The sequence below is a fragment of the Niabella hirudinis genome (assembly GCF_051201075.1).
In the GTDB taxonomy this organism is placed as follows: domain Bacteria; phylum Bacteroidota; class Bacteroidia; order Chitinophagales; family Chitinophagaceae; genus Niabella; species Niabella hirudinis.
The window spans coordinates 280,191-296,882 of record NZ_JBPEHJ010000007.1 but is presented as its reverse complement, the minus strand read 5'-3'; the positions used below and the strand labels follow the sequence as shown (position 1 = coordinate 296,882).

Sequence of the window (16,692 nt, the reverse complement as noted above, 5' to 3'; positions counted from 1 at the left end):
CGCTCTGATTTACATTTAATTTTCGAAGATCCAATCTGGTTCATCACATTCGACCCCTCCGGGGCCGCATCGGCTACGCTTCTCTTCCCCCGGCTTTGCATATAGCACCCTGCGGGCACAGTTATAGAATGATTGCCCGGTACAACCCCTAAAAATGTGTCCACACGATAGGAGCGCCATCGGGACGGCATGACAAAATAGCGGTTTTTGATACAGCCTCATTGCGTATTCGTTGCGGCCTTTACGTTAAAAAGGGATTGCAAAAAATGTTATGCACCCAATATTTCATACCCCATTTTCACATTTCCATATTATCATCCCGCCAGGCGGGACAAATTAAACGTCACTCAATGACTACCTTCTTCATTCCCTCCCTTCCATAAAATACCGGAAAGTACATCAGTTCTGCCTTTGCGGGGTTAAGAAAATAGCTGCCGGTATAGCGGGGCATCAGCATGATCTCAAACACATAATGGCCCTGCCGCATTTTTGTACAGAAGATGGCCGTTTTATTTTTCAGATATTCCCGGTGGGTTTCCACACCCCAGAACTGCTGCGGTTTGCTGTCGTAGCTACAGCCCGCCGGTATTGGCACTTCGATCATCACATAATCGGCATCCGCCCGGGCGGTAACCTCTACCCGGAGCAGCCCAGCTTTGCCCGCCTTTAGTATAGTGGTTTCCCTACCCTCCTGCATTAATTTTGAGGTTACCGTAAAGTCCTTTGATACCGGTTGTGGCGCGGGGTTCTGGTATTGCTGGTAGGCCGTCAGGAACACCGGCAGGTCACCTTCTTTTTTGATCCCGAGCGTGGTGCCGGCCGCGTATTGCAGTTCAATGGGGAACTTTTCAAACCGGGTATTGTTAATGGCTATCGCCGCCGGCCGGGGCTTTTGGCTGCTATTAAACAATTCAGGCAAAATAGTCTCCAGGATCAGTGAGGATTCATAAGTATTACGCCACTGTCCGTCCTTCCTTTGCTCCAGGAAATATTGCCGTATACGGCTTAGCTCCGGGCCATGACCGCCGCTGCGTCTTAATACCTGGTACATCAGCAGCGTATTCTGAATGCTGTTATTCCAGAACCTCCAGGCTTCCTCGCCCCAGTACATACCACCAAACATGGTTTGTTTGTGCAGTTTTAACAATGAATCCAGGTTGATCTTTAGCCCCGCCTGTTGCTTAAGATCCAGGAACTCCAGGTATTCATACAAGCTCTTTTTTTGTTTCTGATAGGCCGTGTCGGCCTCCTTAAGCTGTACCCAGTCCCGGATCACCTGTCCTCCGTTTAGCCGGGCCAGCAGGCGTACCAGCTTCGGATTAGCCCCCGCTCCCTGGTCTGCTACCCGGGCCTGCAGGTAGCGGTATAATAAATCCTTATTCAGCTGTACTGTATATCCCTGCTGCTGTGCCTCCAAAAGGGCTTCAACTACATGCAAGCTGATCCAGGGCTCCACCTGAGTGCCCTGCCACCATCCCCATAACCCGTCCAGCGACTTATTTTCGTTCAGCTTTTTTAATACCACTTGTATATTTTTTTCATAAGGAAAGGGCTCTTTTAAATAGGCCCGCAGTTTCTTCTCCAGCAGCAGGGATTTCAGTTTGGACGCCAGCTGCTCATTGCACAGGTATTCATAATCCCGCAGACGCTTCATTTCATCCAGCAATACCGGAAATACGGAGGTTTCTGCACGCAGCGTGCCAATACCCTTATCGGGCTCAAACCGGTATTGCACGGTGGTATCGCCGGGCAGTACCGAAAACCAGCCCAGGGTTTCCTTTACACCGGCCGGATACAACGGTATGCTTCTTCGTTCGCCATCAAAATAACCGTTGGCCTGTTGCAAGGTATATTCAAAACGCAGGCTGTCTGTGCCTTTTGCCGCAATCATCACCGTATCCAGGTGAGCATGGCTTACGGTGAGCGCGCTATTGCGCAGGGTAGTATCCCCATATTTAAAATGGCGCACCAGTTTTTCGGGCAGCGGTGTATAGTTCATGAGTTTACCGATTACATTCATACTGTCCCCGTCTACTGCAAATAAGGGCGACACAAAATTGGCGCTTAAGGTTTTAAATGAGCGGATAGAACGCTCCAGGTAGCCGCTTTGCCGCCGGGCTGTAACGGCAATAAGGCGGGTGCTCCAGCTGGTAATATCGTCCGGGAAGGTTACGGTAAAAGATGCCTGCCCCTGCTCATCGGTCACCAGGCGCGGCTGCCAGAATCCTTCGTCCGAAAAGCGGGTACGCAGGGTTTGAGTGCCTTCCTGTAGCACGCCGGCTTCATTCGAAATCGTATTTCCTTTTTTGGTTTTAACGATAACAACACCGGATGCGGCTTTGGCGCCATAAATGGCTACTGCTGCGGCATCTTTCAGGATGTTCATATTTTCGATATCCCCGGGATTCAATGCCTGGATGTCGCCGCTAAAAGGCAGACCATCTACAATGATCAGCGGCTTTTCGCCCTGCAATGTACCTGAGCCCCGGATCATCATACGATTGCTGTTCCCTGGCGCCATCCCTGCAACACGCCCGGCCAATGCATTGGATAGATCATTGCTCTCAATCGTTGCAACCGCTCCTGTAACGGAACGCCTGTACTGTGTTCCGTAAGCTACCACCACCACTTCATTGAGCTGCGCCCCGGACCGGTCCAATACGATGGTATCATTTTTTTTGGTAAACGCTTCAACGCTTTTTGTAATATATCCGACCATGGAAACCGTGATCAAACTGCCACTGGTCATTTTTAATTTAAACCAGCCACGGTCATCGGTAACCGTGCCCAACCGCTGATCAAGCCCTGCTATTTCTACAGTAGCCCCTGCAATGGGATTGCCTGTTTGTGAAACTACCGTGCCTGTTATTTCCTGGTTCAGCCCGGCTGGATCAAAATAGGATTTGTTGAACAGCCTGATTATATCGCCGGGTACGGGCTGCAGATAATACCCCGGAGCCTCTACATCCTTAATGTGCTGATCCAGCAATAGTGTAAAAGGATCCGCAGCCCGGATAGTAAAGGACTGCCAGGAATAATAGCTGGTTCCATCACTGCGCACCTGTACCCCTTCCACTTTAAAATACCGGTTATCTTTTAACAGGAACAGCAGGTTGTAATACCCCGGAGACAACGAAGTGCACTCAGTGGTAGCTCCGCTGTACACCTGCAGGAAATGGGGCCGCAGTGGGTCGGTAACCACAATATTCTTTATATAAGGCAGCCGGTTGGTAAAGGCCGTATCCAGGTAAAACCGGAGCCTGCCGGTAGCATCGCCTTTGGGTATGGGCGTACGTACCGCAAACAGTTGTGTGGTACGGCTGCGCAGGTCGTAGTAATCGGTCCATAACTGGTCTATATCCTGGTCGCGCAGTACCTGCTGGCGGTAATTGCGGCTCAGCGCGTTGTTGCCGGAGAGCGTAGTATCAAAAGTGTAAAGCCCGGGGTAAGACTTTTGACGGATGAGTCCAATAGTAAACCTGTATACAAAGCCCGGCTCTTTTAAGAAGGTCTGGTCGATCAGTCCGGATTGAAAGAACAAGCGGTTGGTACGTACCGGCCCCACCAATACATCCGCCAATCTGCGATCGTATATGCCCGGCGGGTTCAGTAACAGGCGGGTAGAATCATAACGTATAAACGCCTGCCGGCTGTTGAAATTGTTCTCCACCCTTAAAAAGTAAGGATGCAGCCGGTCGCGCTCAACCGGGCTCAATACGTTTTTCAGCCGGGTTATCCCTGCCTGCGTATTCAATGTATCGGCCAATACGCTAAAGAGCGTTCGCATTCCTTTTTTAAAATAGAATTCCCGGAACCATATTTCGTGTTCGGGTGTCCGAAGGCGTATACTGTGATGACCAGGGGTAATGCGGAACGCATAGTGCTGCAATTGGCCGGCCTGCTCAAAATACACCGGAACCTCATCTACATAAATGATGCTAACGGGATCAATTGCACCGTCCTTCACAACAAATGGAACAAACTGTGTAATGCTGTCCTGTGCGGGCGTTACGAGCAGGTACAGGCTTCGGGGGTTGGTAAACCGGTAGTATTCGATCGTATCCAGGCCCAGCTGCCTGCTCCATTTCTGCCAGTCCATCGGGATGTTTCCATTGGCCTTCGCTTCCTCGCTTTCGAACTCAAATGTGCGGAGCGCTCTTGGCTGAAAAGCCGGGCCAAAATAGGGCACCCTTGGCGGAGGCGCGTTAAATTTGGCGGTATGTGCATAAGCTGTTACATCTACACCAGGTACGGGTTTATGATCAGCATCCGTAACCGCCACCTGCATCCGTACCTGCTGACCGGGATAGACCACGTCTGGCGCAATCAGGTTCACCGCTAAGGCCTGCGTATTATAAAAACTGCTTACTTCTTTTTGTTTTTCTTCATGATCCCAAAAGTAATTAATACGAAAATGCGCCGCCTGCCTGCTGCTGTGCCGGATCACCGTATCGAGGGCTGTGCCATAACCTTTGAGAAGCACTTTATTGCCGGAAAAGACCGTATACCAGAAAGGGATTTTATGTTGGTTGGCAACCGCCAGGTACAATTGTTTTTGTGTATGCACCGCGGCTACCTCCAGTCCATCACTAAACTGGTAGGGCGATTTTTTGGCCCGTATACCGTTATCCAACACCACATCGTAATCCACTGCCTGGTAATTCAGCGGAAGCGCCCGCGGCAACTGTACCCGCTGCGAATCGATCAGCTGTTCCCCGGCCCGGGTATAGAGCCAGCCTGTTGCGGGTTTTGACACACTGTCTTCGCGATATTCTATATACAGGCTATCGCCGGCAAAGCGGGCTTCAATCGTTCCCTGTTCTTTTTTCCTTTGTGCATCAAAATTCAGATTCAGTTGGGATGTACGTATTTCATTATTGCTGTTGAGCATTTTGAGATGGATGGTGCAGGAAAGTTGTGCCGCGGGGAAGATGCTGTCGGGCAGCGATAACAGGGTTTCGCCTACGGGGTCCAGGTTCAGGCTGGTTTTCCAGAGCGTATCCGGCACAAAAACGGAGTCTTTATAGTAAGCCGTAACCGCCTGCGTGCGCACGGTTACCTCAACCCGTGCATCGGGAACCGTCAGGTCATTTTCGTCAACAGCCTTCAGAAAAAGAATGGCCGGTTCACCCGGATAATGCATGTTCTTATTGGTGCGCGCATTAAACCGGAGCGACTTTAGTTCATATTCTTCATACCGGAAAGAACCGGATGCCCGCGTGATTGCTGCACCATCGGATGAATCGATGAGCTGTATCGTATATGGCCGGTCCAGAACCAGTTGCAGGGAATCGGTTAATACAAAGCGGTATTCATATCCGCCATCCCTGTAAGGTTCTAACAAGGCCAGGTTCTTTCCGCCAAAGGGGCCATTGAGACGCACCTCCAATGGCCGGTACGGAGTTTTGTCATCACCCAATATATAGGCTTTAAATTTAACTGTATCGTAAGGTTTATATATCGGCTTGCTGAATACAAAAAAGCTGTTATAGGACTTTGGTGCTGGCTTTGGGCGGGTAAAAAGTTTTCGCAGCTGTTTTACGGGGAACAGGATGCCCCGCCGTTTGTGGTAGCTACCGGTTCTGGCCCGGTCATCTGTTTCAAAAGTAAAATAATTGGTTACGCCCTTGTACACTATTTTCAGGTAGCCGTCTTTCTTCGGATAGCGCCCTGTATACAAATGCGCTTTTTTTTGATATCGTACCCGCTTACCATGGGGTGTAAGCACCCGGGCATCCGTTACCGGCACGCCTGCAAGATCCGTTATTGTGAACTGAAATTCTTTTTGATTGTTAATAAAGGAAAGACGGATATTGCCGTTGGCGATCAGGGTATAATAAAGCTGGTTACCGGAGGCTTTTAAGCTAAGATAGTTTCCAAAAGGCAGGGATTTTGCGGTGCCCTTTTGGGTGTCATACCGGTCCGCCAATGTGTGTAAAAAAGCCGCTGTTGCCTGTTGGGGCCGTTGGACCAGTTGTTCGGTTTCCTGATCCGTAAGACGGTATACTTCGGTAAGCGGACCATCGGTACGGCTATCCGATAGCCGGTTTTGCGCCCATAGCGGGCAAAGCCAGAGCAAGATGGCCAACAACAGTATTCCTTTTCTCATAATGAATAAATATTATACCCAGGATGCAGCAAGCCGTTAAATTACATAACGGGTTCTGGTTTTTTATAGTGATTACGTAATTTTACCTGCCTCAAATAAAAAGTAATGAAGTTGTATATAAAGAATATGGTTTGCAACCGTTGCAAAATGGCCGTAAGAACAGAGCTGGAAAAACTGCACCTGCAAACTGTTTCCGTAGAGTTAGGTGAAGTGGAACTGGAGCGGGAGCCAACGCCTGGCGAAAAGGCGCAACTGGAGACGGGCTTAACATCTCTGGGCTTTGAGCTGATTGATGATAAAAAAAGCCGGCTGATCGAAAGCATCAAAAAACAAATCATCCTGCTGGTACATCAGCAGGATGGCGAATTAAAGGTGAACCTATCCGGCTATCTCGCCGGCTTGCTGCACCACGATTATAATTATATGTCCAACCTGTTTTCGGAAGTGGAAGGTACTACCATCGAAAAGTATTTTATTCTTCAGAAGATTGAGCGGGTTAAGGAATTGCTGGTATATGATGAACTTTCGCTCAGCGAGATCGCCTTTCGGCTTAACTATTCCAGTGTTGCGCATTTAAGCAACCAGTTTAAAAAAGTAACCGGCTTTACGCCCAGCCATTTTAAAAATATCCGCACCGAAAAGCGCAAGCCCCTGGATATGGTGTAAACCTGTACCGCAGCTGTTGCCTCGGGATCCGGACTTATTTACAGGAGGTCGATATGCCGGCGGATCCTTTCCAGGATCAGATGAAACGACAGCTGTCCTTTATAATAAAGAGCCGCTGTAGCTTTATACCGTTGCCGGAACTGTTCCCGCAACGCAGCATCAGTTAATAAAAAGGCTTCGTTTTCCCTGATGGGAATGTTAAAGTCTTTATCAGGGAACCGTCTTTCTTTATGTCTCAGGTATTCATCGGTTCCTATGAAAGCGACAACCTCGGGGTTATCCAGCAGGCAGAATACATCGTAGTATTGCCGCAGATAGTTCGTTGCTATCTTACCGGTTGTTTTTTCCTTACGAAATTTTGTAGCAATAGTCTGTATTTTCTCCACAAAAGTGTAGCGGTGATCATAACAAGAGATACCCGTAGCCCTGTTGTCTATTAGGTCAGGGCCGGCAATTTCCCTGGCTTTTTCATAAGCCCAGGAAGTGATGATGAGCGGGATATTTGGTGCCACACAGTCATAACCCGCTTCCAGCAGGATTCCGTGTTTTATGCCCTCTTCCGGCATTGTCACTTGCTGGTAATATAAACGGATGCCCCCATTGTTGTACCTTCTTTCATCGTCAAAAGCGGTATCCCGGATTACTTCAACAATACCCGGTATGCTGATTTCATCGGCCAGATCATCATAATATTGCTTCTTCTTCCCAATATTCCCCGGGTTCTTGTTGTTGGGATTTTCATTGATGCCAAGAGCCGCAGGAGGGTCTATATTAAGATCGATATCTTCCGAAAAGCGGTCGATCATGCCAAACCCTTTTGACAAGGAAGTGCCTCCTTTTAATTGAAATTTATATCCTTGCCTTTGCAAGCCATACAGGCAATGCATGATCCAGTAATCCTTTTCGACCAAACTTGCCAGGATGCCCGTTTCATCTTCAATGATGCGAAGCAAATCGGAGAAGTCTTTATGTTCATGAAGATAAATTGCAGCCACGGTCTATGACAATAATACATTAAAGAACTTACGGGTAGCTATTTTACCAAACTTATCAGCGATATCCTTCAGGCGCGCCTTGTTCATTGAACAGACTATCCGCCTTATGTTTTCCAATACTGCCGTTTGATCTTCCTCGAGGCTGTTTAAATCATTCACCAGGTCAACCAGCAAAAATTCCTTTGTAACCCGCTCCGGCACATAGGGCCTGCGGACAAACTGAAACATCCTGTTCCCCAATTTAAAATTACCATGCCTCCTGTAGTTGTATACCCTTTTTATATTGTATAGTTGTGTAGTGCCTAATCCCAATGCATTGTACTCATTAGGAGTGGTTACCAGGAAACGATGATCTTTAAGAAAGGCCGCCACTAAATCTGTATCTTTTGCCGGGGCTTCACCAAAAGCGCCCCGTTTTGGAACGTAATACATTCCCCCACTTAGCTTTTCCAGCACTCCTTCCTGCATTAACTGCTGCAAATGACGATCTACAGAGGCAGACCATTGTTCCAGATCAGCCCGCCGGTAAACGGCACCCTGTTTCAATTTTCGTTTTACTACTTCAAGCTGTTTCACCCTGCAAAAGTATAAAATTTGCATGAATTTTTAAAAAAAATCCATTCGTTTTGACACCCTTGTTAGTTTATATACTTTTACGATCATTTATCAAGGCTTATGAACAAAACGAGGCTAGGTTACAGCCGTAGTCTTTCTCTGCATGCATTCTACGGCACAGCAACAACTTCCGGATCCGTGGCATTGGGGCTTGCCGCGCACTCGTGGCCGGCCTGGGGCGATACATTATTTGTGCAGCAAACAGCCGCGCCACAAAAATACACTACCTTTGCGCGCGGCAAATATGACCCAAAGCATCACCATAAACAATTGGATACAGCAGGCGCCAACACTACCACTGGTAGATGTGCGTACCCCCGCGGAATTTGCACAGGGCCACATTCCCGGTGCGCTTAATGTGCCCCTGTTTAGCAATGAGGAACGGGTACAGGTAGGTACCACTTACAAGCAAGTGAGCCGCGAGGAGGCCATCCTGCTGGGCTTTGAGCTTACCGGTACCAAATGGGCCGGCTTTATACGGCAGTGCCTGCAAATAGCGCCCGGCAAACGGATAGCCGTTCATTGCTGGAGAGGCGGTATGCGCAGCGGCGCCATGGCCTGGGCGCTGGCGTTGTATGGTTTTGAAGTGTACGCGATAACAGGCGGCTATAAAGCCTACCGCCGCTGGGCACATGGGCGGTTTGAACAACCATATAACCTGCGGATCCTGGGGGGAATGACCGGCTCCGGGAAGACGCGCCTGCTTCAATACATGCAGTTGCAGGGCCAGCAGGTGGTTGACCTGGAGCACCTGGCGCAGCACCAGGGATCGGCCTACGGAACTATGAACCGGATGATACAGCCTACACAGGAACAATTTGAAAATGACCTGGCCTGGCAACTGAAAGACGTAAATTCTGAAAACCTTTTATGGCTGGAAGATGAATGCCAGATGATCGGCAGGCGCAGCATACCTCAGCCCCTTTGGCTCCGGATGCGGGCGGCGTTGCTCATTGATCTTCAGGTTCCGGCAGTACAGCGGGTGGCTACGCTCCTGCAGGATTATGGCCACCTGGACCCCGGTTTCCTGGCAGAAGCCACCGAGCGCATTCATAAACGCCTGGGACCGGTACAAACCAAACAGGCCATCGAGGCCATTCATGAGGGACGCATGGCTGATTTTATCAGAATTGTACTGGTTTATTATGATAAGGCTTACCGCAAGGCATTGAGCCTGCGCCCGGCGGAAAATGTATTTGAACTGGACCTCTCCGGGGTTGATATGGCAACCGATAGCGAACAGCTGACCGCATTTGCAGCGACACTGTGTTAATTTGAAAATGTGAAAATTTCTGATTTCTGATAAGATACGAAAACTCCGTCAATACCCGGCTTTCATTTTCAAATTTCCTTATCTTCAAATTTTCAAATTAATACGAAGAATCCGTTAATGGACCAACCTTAAACATCAAACGTCAAACAAGAAAGGTAGATAATGGAAACAACATTCAAACTTACTCAATACTCCCACGGCGCCGGTTGCGGATGCAAGATCAGTCCGGCCCTCCTGGATAAAATACTACACACCACAACCCCGGGGTTCGGGGCCGATCCGCGTTTGCTGGTGGGCAATGATAAGCGCGATGACGCCGCAGTACTGGATTTGGGTAATGGCACCGCCCTCATTTCCACTACCGATTTCTTTATGCCGATAGTGGATGATGCATACGATTTTGGGCGCATTGCCGCTACCAACGCCATCAGCGATGTATATGCCATGGGGGGGAATCCGGTTTTGGCCATTGCCATTCTCGGATGGCCCATTAACAAACTTCCACCAGAGGTTGCCGGCCAGGTACTGGAAGGCGCCCGGGCCGTATGTGCAGATGCCGGTATTAAATTGGCAGGGGGCCACAGTATCGACTGCCCCGAGCCCGTTTTTGGGCTGGCGGTAAACGGGCTGGTCAACATTCCCCATTTGAAACAAAATGCTACGGCTACTGCCGGCTGCCGGTTGTATCTTACCAAACCCCTTGGCGTGGGCGTCTTATCTACGGCGCAAAAACGCGGACTGCTGCAACCGGAGGATGCTGCCACTGCATTAAAAACAATGACCACCCTCAACAAGCCGGGCGCATTGCTGGGGCAACTGAGCGCCGTTAAGGCATTAACAGATGTTACCGGTTTTGGGCTGTTGGGGCACCTGGCCGAAATGTGCGCCGGCAGCGGGCTTGCCGCCGTAATAGAGTTTGACAAAGTACCGGTGATCCCGGCCGTTCACTCCTACCTCGACCAGGGTTGTATTCCGGGTGGAACGCAGCGCAACTGGAACAGCTATGGTACAAAAATTGGTCCGGTTACGGAACGCCGGCAACAAATACTGGCCGATCCGCAAACCAGCGGCGGTTTACTGGCAGCCGTTGAAGCAGACGGCATCCATGACTTTGAGGACCTGATGCAGGAACAGGGCTATCACCTAACTTCCATCGGATGGTTGGAGCCACAGCATGGCCAGCCGCTTATTACGGTAATCTAATAAGCTGCTAACGGGGATCCCAAATTAGCGCCTTTTGTTTCCGGTAGCTTTCATAACACAGCAGCGATGCCGCTGAAGCCTGCACACCAAACCGGGTGTCTGCAACGGTTTTGCCGCCATCACGGATGGCAGAAAAGAAGTTGACAAAATGATCATGATGCGCACCTTTACTTCCGGTAGCAACATTGAATTCATACTCATTACCGGACACCTTAACCGGATCCTTTGTCATCAGCCGGGCAAATTTTGCAGTATCAGCCTTTCCGTTTGTTTTCAGCACTACCTTATCCCACCCCACTATCAACAAGCCCTCCACGCCTTTAATCGTAAAATCGGTACTCCCCCATTTATTTGAAACCCCATCTGCAAGATTGGCCGAAAGGGAAAGGGTAAATGCTCCCTTTTTGTCCCGTCCCGGGTAATCGAGGTATCCCAGCAGCAGGTCCGGCGTATCTCTTGAGTTATTGGTATAATACCGGATTCCGCCCGTACCATAAACTTTTTGCGGACCGGCTGCATTCATGATAAAATGCGTGCTTGCGATCACATGCACAAAAAGATCACCCGCAACCCCCGTTCCATAATCGCTCCAGCTTCTCCATTGCAAAAAACGCTGCGCATCAAAAGCATGTTTGGGCGCACTGCCCTGGAAACGGCTCCACCAAATGGTTTTTTCATTGGCTTCCGGTGGTGCCATAAAAGGCCTTAAAGCAGCAGGGCCGGAGGTAAACTGCCCTTCAACCTGGGTTACCTGGCCAATCAACCCCTCTTCCACCATCTGTTTTGCCAACCGGTTTCCCCAGGACGACATGCCCTGGCTCCCCATCTGGAAAATACGCCCTGTCTTTTCCTGTGCGTCTACCAGGGCACGGGCTTCCTGTAATGAATGGATCACCGGTTTTTCGCAATAGACATCCTTTCCGGCCTTCATAGCTTCGATGGCAATTTTCTGATGCCAGTGGTCCGGGGTACCAATAATGACCGCATCTATATCCTTACGATCCAGGATTTCGTGATAATCTTTTGTAAATACCACTCCTTTTTTCTCTTGCTGCCGCAATGCGTCCAGGTTCTTATCAAATACATCGCAAACCCCGGAAAGGGTTGCCATGCCGGTAGACAGCGCGGTACGCAGGTCGCTGGATCCCATGCGGCCCTTGCCGATTACTGCCAGGCGAACAAGATCTTTTTTGAAAGGGTAATTTTTTATGGGCGCCGCACCTGAAAGTTTTGGAAATGCCGAAGCAGCTACGGCTCCCATCAATACATTACCGATAAATTTTTTTCGTGTATACATCAGAATGGGAAGATAATAGATAATGTCAGTTCAATATTGTTTATTGAAGCCCGCAGCCTAGGCCTCAGATTGACCTTCAGCCGGAACCTCCTTATTTTTCGTATCGGCGCCCTTGAGGTAGCTGGGAAGATTCAGGCCTGCCATATTAAACAAGTCGTTGAGCGGGGGTACCGATTTCATCAATCCCTGTACAAAGTTTGCAGTAGAACCATTACCGTTTTCGCCGGCTCCGCCATCCCAAACGGTAACCTTGTCAATCTTGATATTTTTAACGGCTTCTACCTGTGTGCGCACCAGGTCCGGCAGTTTTTCCAGCAACAGTAACTGGAAGGCATTGGTAGAATCGCCACCCGCGGCTTTCACCACTTTATCATACCCATCGGCCTGTTTGGTAAGGATCTCAAACAACCCCTTTGCCTCCGCTTCCATTTTTGCAAAAATGGCATCCGCCTCCCCTTTCGCTCTCAAACGGATCCGCTCGGCTTCGGCTTCTGCATCAATGATCACTTTTTGCTTGGCGATCTGGGCCGGCACCACCACGTTTGCATTTTGGGTAGAGCGCTCTCTTTCGGCACGCGCCTGTTCCGCCTTCTGTTCGGCAAGATAGGATTCCTCCAGGGCTTTTGCCGACTGTACTTTCTCCGCTGTTACCGCAATTTTAAGCGCCTCCGCCTCTTTTTCGCGCCGCAGGGCGTCCGAGTTGGCAATGGTGATCTTGGCATCATTCTCCCCTTTAACGGCTAATGAGTTGGCCATAGAGGTGGCAATCCGCGCATCCCGTTCGGCCTCGGCTTTACCGATCGATTCGTCCTTGCCCGCAGCCGCAATGCTGATCTCCTTATCCTTTTGGGTAATGGCGATCTTTACATCCCTGTCACGGGTGGTTTCCGCAATTTGTGTATCTTTTTCCCGGTCGGCAATAGCTTTCCCGGTTTCCCCGATCTTTGTTTGCTCGGCTACGCTCACAATGGCTTCGTTGATGGCTTTGGCCGCAGCTTCCTTACCCAATGCTTCAATATAGCCCGATTCGTCCCGGATATCCGTAACGTTTACGTTGATGAGTTTCAGACCAATCTTCTTTAACTCGGTATCCACGTTTTTAGAGATATTATCCAGGAATTTATCCCGGTCGGAATTGATTTCTTCAATGGTCATAGTGGCAATCACCAGGCGTAGCTGCCCGAATAAAATATCTTTGGAAAGCTCCTGTATCTGGTCGGGGCTCAATCCCAGCAAGCGTTCTGCCGCATTTCCCATGCTTTCAGGCTCGGTGGAAATGGCAATGGTAAACCGGCAGGGCACATCTACCCGGATGTTCTGGCGGGAAAGGGCATTAGTAAGGTTGGCTTCAATGGAAATGGGCTTCAGATCCAGGTATGCAAAGTCCTGAATTACCGGCCAGATAAACGCACCGCCGCCGTGTACACAACGGGCGGAGCTGCCTCCTGTTTTACCATAAATAACAAGGATCTTGTCCGAAGGGCAACGCTTATAGCGGGAGATCAGCGACACAATGGTCACAAATAAGATCAATGCCCCAACAATGATCAGGATAAAGGGTCCGTCAAAATTCATGAGTGGTTTGTTTTTATCAGATTTTAGTTACAATTAATATCCGGTCTTCGATGCCCAGCACTTTTACCGGGGTTCCGGAAAGCAGGCGCTCTCCTTCTGTAACAGCAGCCAGTTCATGACTGGTGTTGTTATAGCTGATCTGGATCTTTCCCAGGCCGCTTCTTTTTTCGGGGATGGTTAAGTAAACTTCTCCCGATTTTCCAACCAGCTTTTCAGCATTAAAAGTATTGTCTTCGGTGAGCTTCATAATTTGCCGGATCACTACAAAAAAAAGCAGCACAAAAAAGATTCCAACCACAACCGCCAGCGCCACCAGGAGCGCTTTATTTTCCATGGAATGGAAAAATGCAATCCCCGTCCATCCAAATCCCATCAGAAAGTTGACCATATTGCGCAATGAAAACATCTGGAAGGGTGCATCAGCCCCGGTAAGGTCTCCATCAAAGTCGGCATTGATTCCATCAGCACCATGTCCTCCGGCAAAGGTCAGCACCGTTTGAATTAAAAAAATAATACTGGCAATAATGGCCACCCACCAAAATCCCTGAAGTAATGAGGGCATGCCCTCAAAAAATGCATTCATATTCTAAATAGATTAGATACAGCGTTTTTTAAATGTTGTCTCCAGCAGTAAACTATCTCTAACAAATATAACAGAAAGTAGCTTCTTTTCCCATAATGTAGGTTTTTGTTTTAAAAACTACCTGAAAGCGGGTATTTTTCTTACAGAACAGTCCCTTACTTTTGCTAAAATTTTTAACGTTATGAAATTGAAAATGACCTTTTGTGTGGCATTTGCTTTGGCGGCCACAGCCTTATTTGCGCAAAGCAACTACAAACAATCTATTGGCCTGCGATTGGGCAGCGGGTACTATGATGTAGCTTCTGCGGCTTACAAAACCTTTTTTAATGATGCTTCTGCACTGGAAATAAACGTTGGGTTTCGTCCCTACGGTGTTGCAGGCTACAAGTGGTTTAATGCATCAGCCGCAGCTACCTACCAGTATCATTTCGACATTAAGCCCGTAGAAGGTTTGAAATGGTTTATCGGCGGTGGTCTGGTAGCATCCAACTCCTTTTCAAACTATGATGATCGTAAAGGATTTAACCTTGGAGTGTATCCTACGGCCGGGGCTGATTATAAATTTAAAAATATACCCCTGGCTGTTTCCGCCGATGTACGCCCAACCATCAATGTGGTTGAAGCGTATGACTACTACAACAGCTTTTATCCCAATGCGGGGATATCTGCACGGTATACCTTTTAATAACGTCATTATTTAGCTATACTGAAGGAGGCTGCCCATACCGGGTGGCCTCTTTTATTAAGCAATTTTGACCACTGCAGTCCTTGCAAAACAGATATTTACCGTCATTTATACTTTTTTGTACAGATAAAAACCTACCTTTGCAGCATGAGTATGGAAACCGATCAATTATTGCAGAGCAGTGTATCCGAAGAATCAGATATTATTGAAAATCATGTAAATAGCGAATATAAGTATGGTTTTGTTACAGACATTGAGATGGAATCTGCGCCCAAGGGGCTGGATGAGCATACCATTCGGTTTATTTCCGCTAAGAAAAATGAACCCGAGTGGATGCTGGAGTGGCGCTTAAAAGCCTTTGAGCAATGGCAAAAAATGAAACCGCCTCATTGGGCTAATTTAACCTACCCCACCATCGACTTCCAGGATATTATTTATTATGCAGCACCCAAACAAAAGGTAAAGCCCAGGAACCTGGATGAGGTAGACCCGGAGCTTATTAAAACTTTTGAAAAACTGGGGATCTCGCTGGATGAGCAAAAACGGCTTACAGGTGTTGCGGTAGACGCTGTGATTGACAGCGTATCAATTGGCACCTCGTTTAAAGAACAGCTGGGAGAACTGGGCATTATCTTCTGCTCCATCAGCGAAGCCATACAGGAGCACCCCGAGCTGGTGCGTAAGTACCTGGCATCGGTGGTGCCGGTTACCGATAATTTTTACGCGGCACTCAACTCCGCTGTATTCAGCGATGGTTCTTTTTGCTATATTCCCAAAGGTGTACGCTGCCCCATGGAGCTTTCGACCTATTTCCGGATCAATGCAGAAAATACCGGTCAGTTTGAGCGTACGCTCATTGTAGCTGAAGCCGGGTCTTATGTAAGCTATCTTGAGGGCTGCACCGCCCCCATGCGGGACGAGAACCAGCTGCACGCAGCCATTGTGGAAATTGTTGCCATGGACAATGCGGAAGTAAAATACTCTACCGTTCAGAACTGGTATCCCGGCGATAAAGAAGGCAGGGGCGGTATTTATAATTTTGTTACCAAACGCGGCATCTGTAAAGGTGCGCATTCAAAAATTTCCTGGACGCAGGTAGAAACGGGTTCGGCAATTACCTGGAAATACCCCAGTGTGATTCTACAGGGCGACTACTCTACCGGTGAATTTTATTCCGTAGCTGTAACCAATAATTTTCAGCAGGCCGATACAGGCACCAAGATGCTGCATATTGGCAAAAACACCCGCAGCCGCATTGTGTCCAAAGGCATCTCCGCCGGACAAAGCCAGAACAGTTATCGTGGGCTGGTGCGCGTGGGTAAAAACGCCGCCAACGCCCGGAACTTTTCGCAATGCGATTCACTACTCTTGGGAGATAAATGCGGAGCGCATACGTTTCCCTATATCGAAGTAAGGAATAATACGGGGGTGGTAGAGCATGAAGCCACTACCTCCAAGATCGGCGAAGACCAGATCTTTTATTGCAACCAGCGCGGGATTGATACCGAAAAAGCGGTAGCCCTTATCATCAACGGGTTCGCCAAAGAAGTAATGAACCAGTTACCCATGGAGTTTGCAGTAGAAGCGCAAAAGCTGCTGGCGATTAGTTTAGAGGGATCTGTGGGGTAAGTTCCAGGTTTAAAGTTTCATGTTTCAAGTTCTGCCGAAACATGACTTCCTGAAAGTTGCAT

11 protein-coding genes are annotated in these 16,692 nt (G+C 48.8%); 5 read left to right on the top strand and 6 right to left on the bottom strand.

Features of this window, described 5'->3' with window-relative positions; genetic code table 11:
- Positions 1-343 precede the first annotated feature (343 nt).
- Positions 344-6,109: an alpha-2-macroglobulin family protein gene (locus tag GGU45_RS15270; RefSeq protein ID WP_435226143.1), complete on the bottom strand. Its 5,766-nt coding sequence runs from the start codon at positions 6,107-6,109 to the stop codon at positions 344-346.
- A 105-nt stretch (positions 6,110-6,214) separates the two neighbouring features.
- On the opposite strand from GGU45_RS15270, the gene GGU45_RS15265 reads away from it, so the two are divergent.
- On the top strand, positions 6,215-6,775 hold the full coding sequence (locus tag GGU45_RS15265; RefSeq protein ID WP_435226141.1) for an AraC family transcriptional regulator: 561 nt from the start codon (positions 6,215-6,217) through the stop codon (positions 6,773-6,775).
- Positions 6,776-6,813: 38 nt separating this feature from the next.
- On the opposite strand, the gene GGU45_RS15260 is transcribed toward GGU45_RS15265, so the two are convergent.
- Positions 6,814-7,770 (bottom strand): nucleotidyl transferase AbiEii/AbiGii toxin family protein, encoded by a 957-nt coding sequence (locus GGU45_RS15260; protein ID WP_435226139.1) that lies wholly within the window; start codon positions 7,768-7,770, stop codon positions 6,814-6,816.
- Positions 7,771-7,773: 3 nt separating this feature from the next.
- On the bottom strand, positions 7,774-8,346 hold the full coding sequence (locus tag GGU45_RS15255) for a hypothetical protein (protein WP_435226137.1): 573 nt from the start codon (positions 8,344-8,346) through the stop codon (positions 7,774-7,776).
- A 283-nt stretch (positions 8,347-8,629) separates the two neighbouring features.
- Between GGU45_RS15255 and mnmH the strand changes: the two genes are divergently transcribed.
- Both mnmH and selD read left to right on the top strand, forming a co-directional pair.
- Positions 8,630-9,658, top strand: coding sequence for a tRNA 2-selenouridine(34) synthase MnmH (gene mnmH, locus GGU45_RS15250; RefSeq protein WP_435226135.1), 1,029 nt, complete (start codon positions 8,630-8,632; stop codon positions 9,656-9,658).
- A 162-nt stretch (positions 9,659-9,820) separates the two neighbouring features.
- Positions 9,821-10,861: a selenide, water dikinase SelD gene (selD, locus tag GGU45_RS15245; protein ID WP_435226133.1), complete on the top strand. Its 1,041-nt coding sequence runs from the start codon at positions 9,821-9,823 to the stop codon at positions 10,859-10,861.
- 7 nt (positions 10,862-10,868) lie between these two features.
- Here selD and GGU45_RS15240 read toward each other — a convergent pair whose 3' ends face one another.
- From GGU45_RS15240 to GGU45_RS15230, 3 genes are read right to left on the bottom strand one after another with little or no spacing between them, the layout of a single operon-like run.
- Positions 10,869-12,158, bottom strand: coding sequence for a Gfo/Idh/MocA family protein (locus GGU45_RS15240; protein WP_435226131.1), 1,290 nt, complete (start codon positions 12,156-12,158; stop codon positions 10,869-10,871).
- A 57-nt stretch (positions 12,159-12,215) separates the two neighbouring features.
- Positions 12,216-13,733 carry a flotillin family protein gene (locus tag GGU45_RS15235; RefSeq protein ID WP_435226129.1) on the bottom strand — a complete coding sequence of 506 codons (1,518 nt, stop codon included), beginning with the start codon at positions 13,731-13,733 and terminating at the stop codon, positions 12,216-12,218.
- Positions 13,734-13,749: 16 nt separating this feature from the next.
- Positions 13,750-14,316 carry an NfeD family protein gene (locus GGU45_RS15230; protein WP_435226127.1) on the bottom strand — a complete coding sequence of 189 codons (567 nt, stop codon included), beginning with the start codon at positions 14,314-14,316 and terminating at the stop codon, positions 13,750-13,752.
- Positions 14,317-14,497: 181 nt separating this feature from the next.
- Here GGU45_RS15230 and GGU45_RS15225 point away from each other — a divergent pair, with 181 nt between their 5' ends.
- Positions 14,498-15,001: a hypothetical protein gene (locus GGU45_RS15225; protein WP_435226125.1), complete on the top strand. Its 504-nt coding sequence runs from the start codon at positions 14,498-14,500 to the stop codon at positions 14,999-15,001.
- Positions 15,002-15,148: 147 nt separating this feature from the next.
- A complete protein-coding gene (sufB, locus tag GGU45_RS15220) occupies positions 15,149-16,630 on the top strand; it encodes a Fe-S cluster assembly protein SufB (RefSeq protein WP_435226123.1) in 1,482 nt (493 codons plus the stop codon).
- The last annotated feature ends 62 nt before the right edge of the window (positions 16,631-16,692 follow it).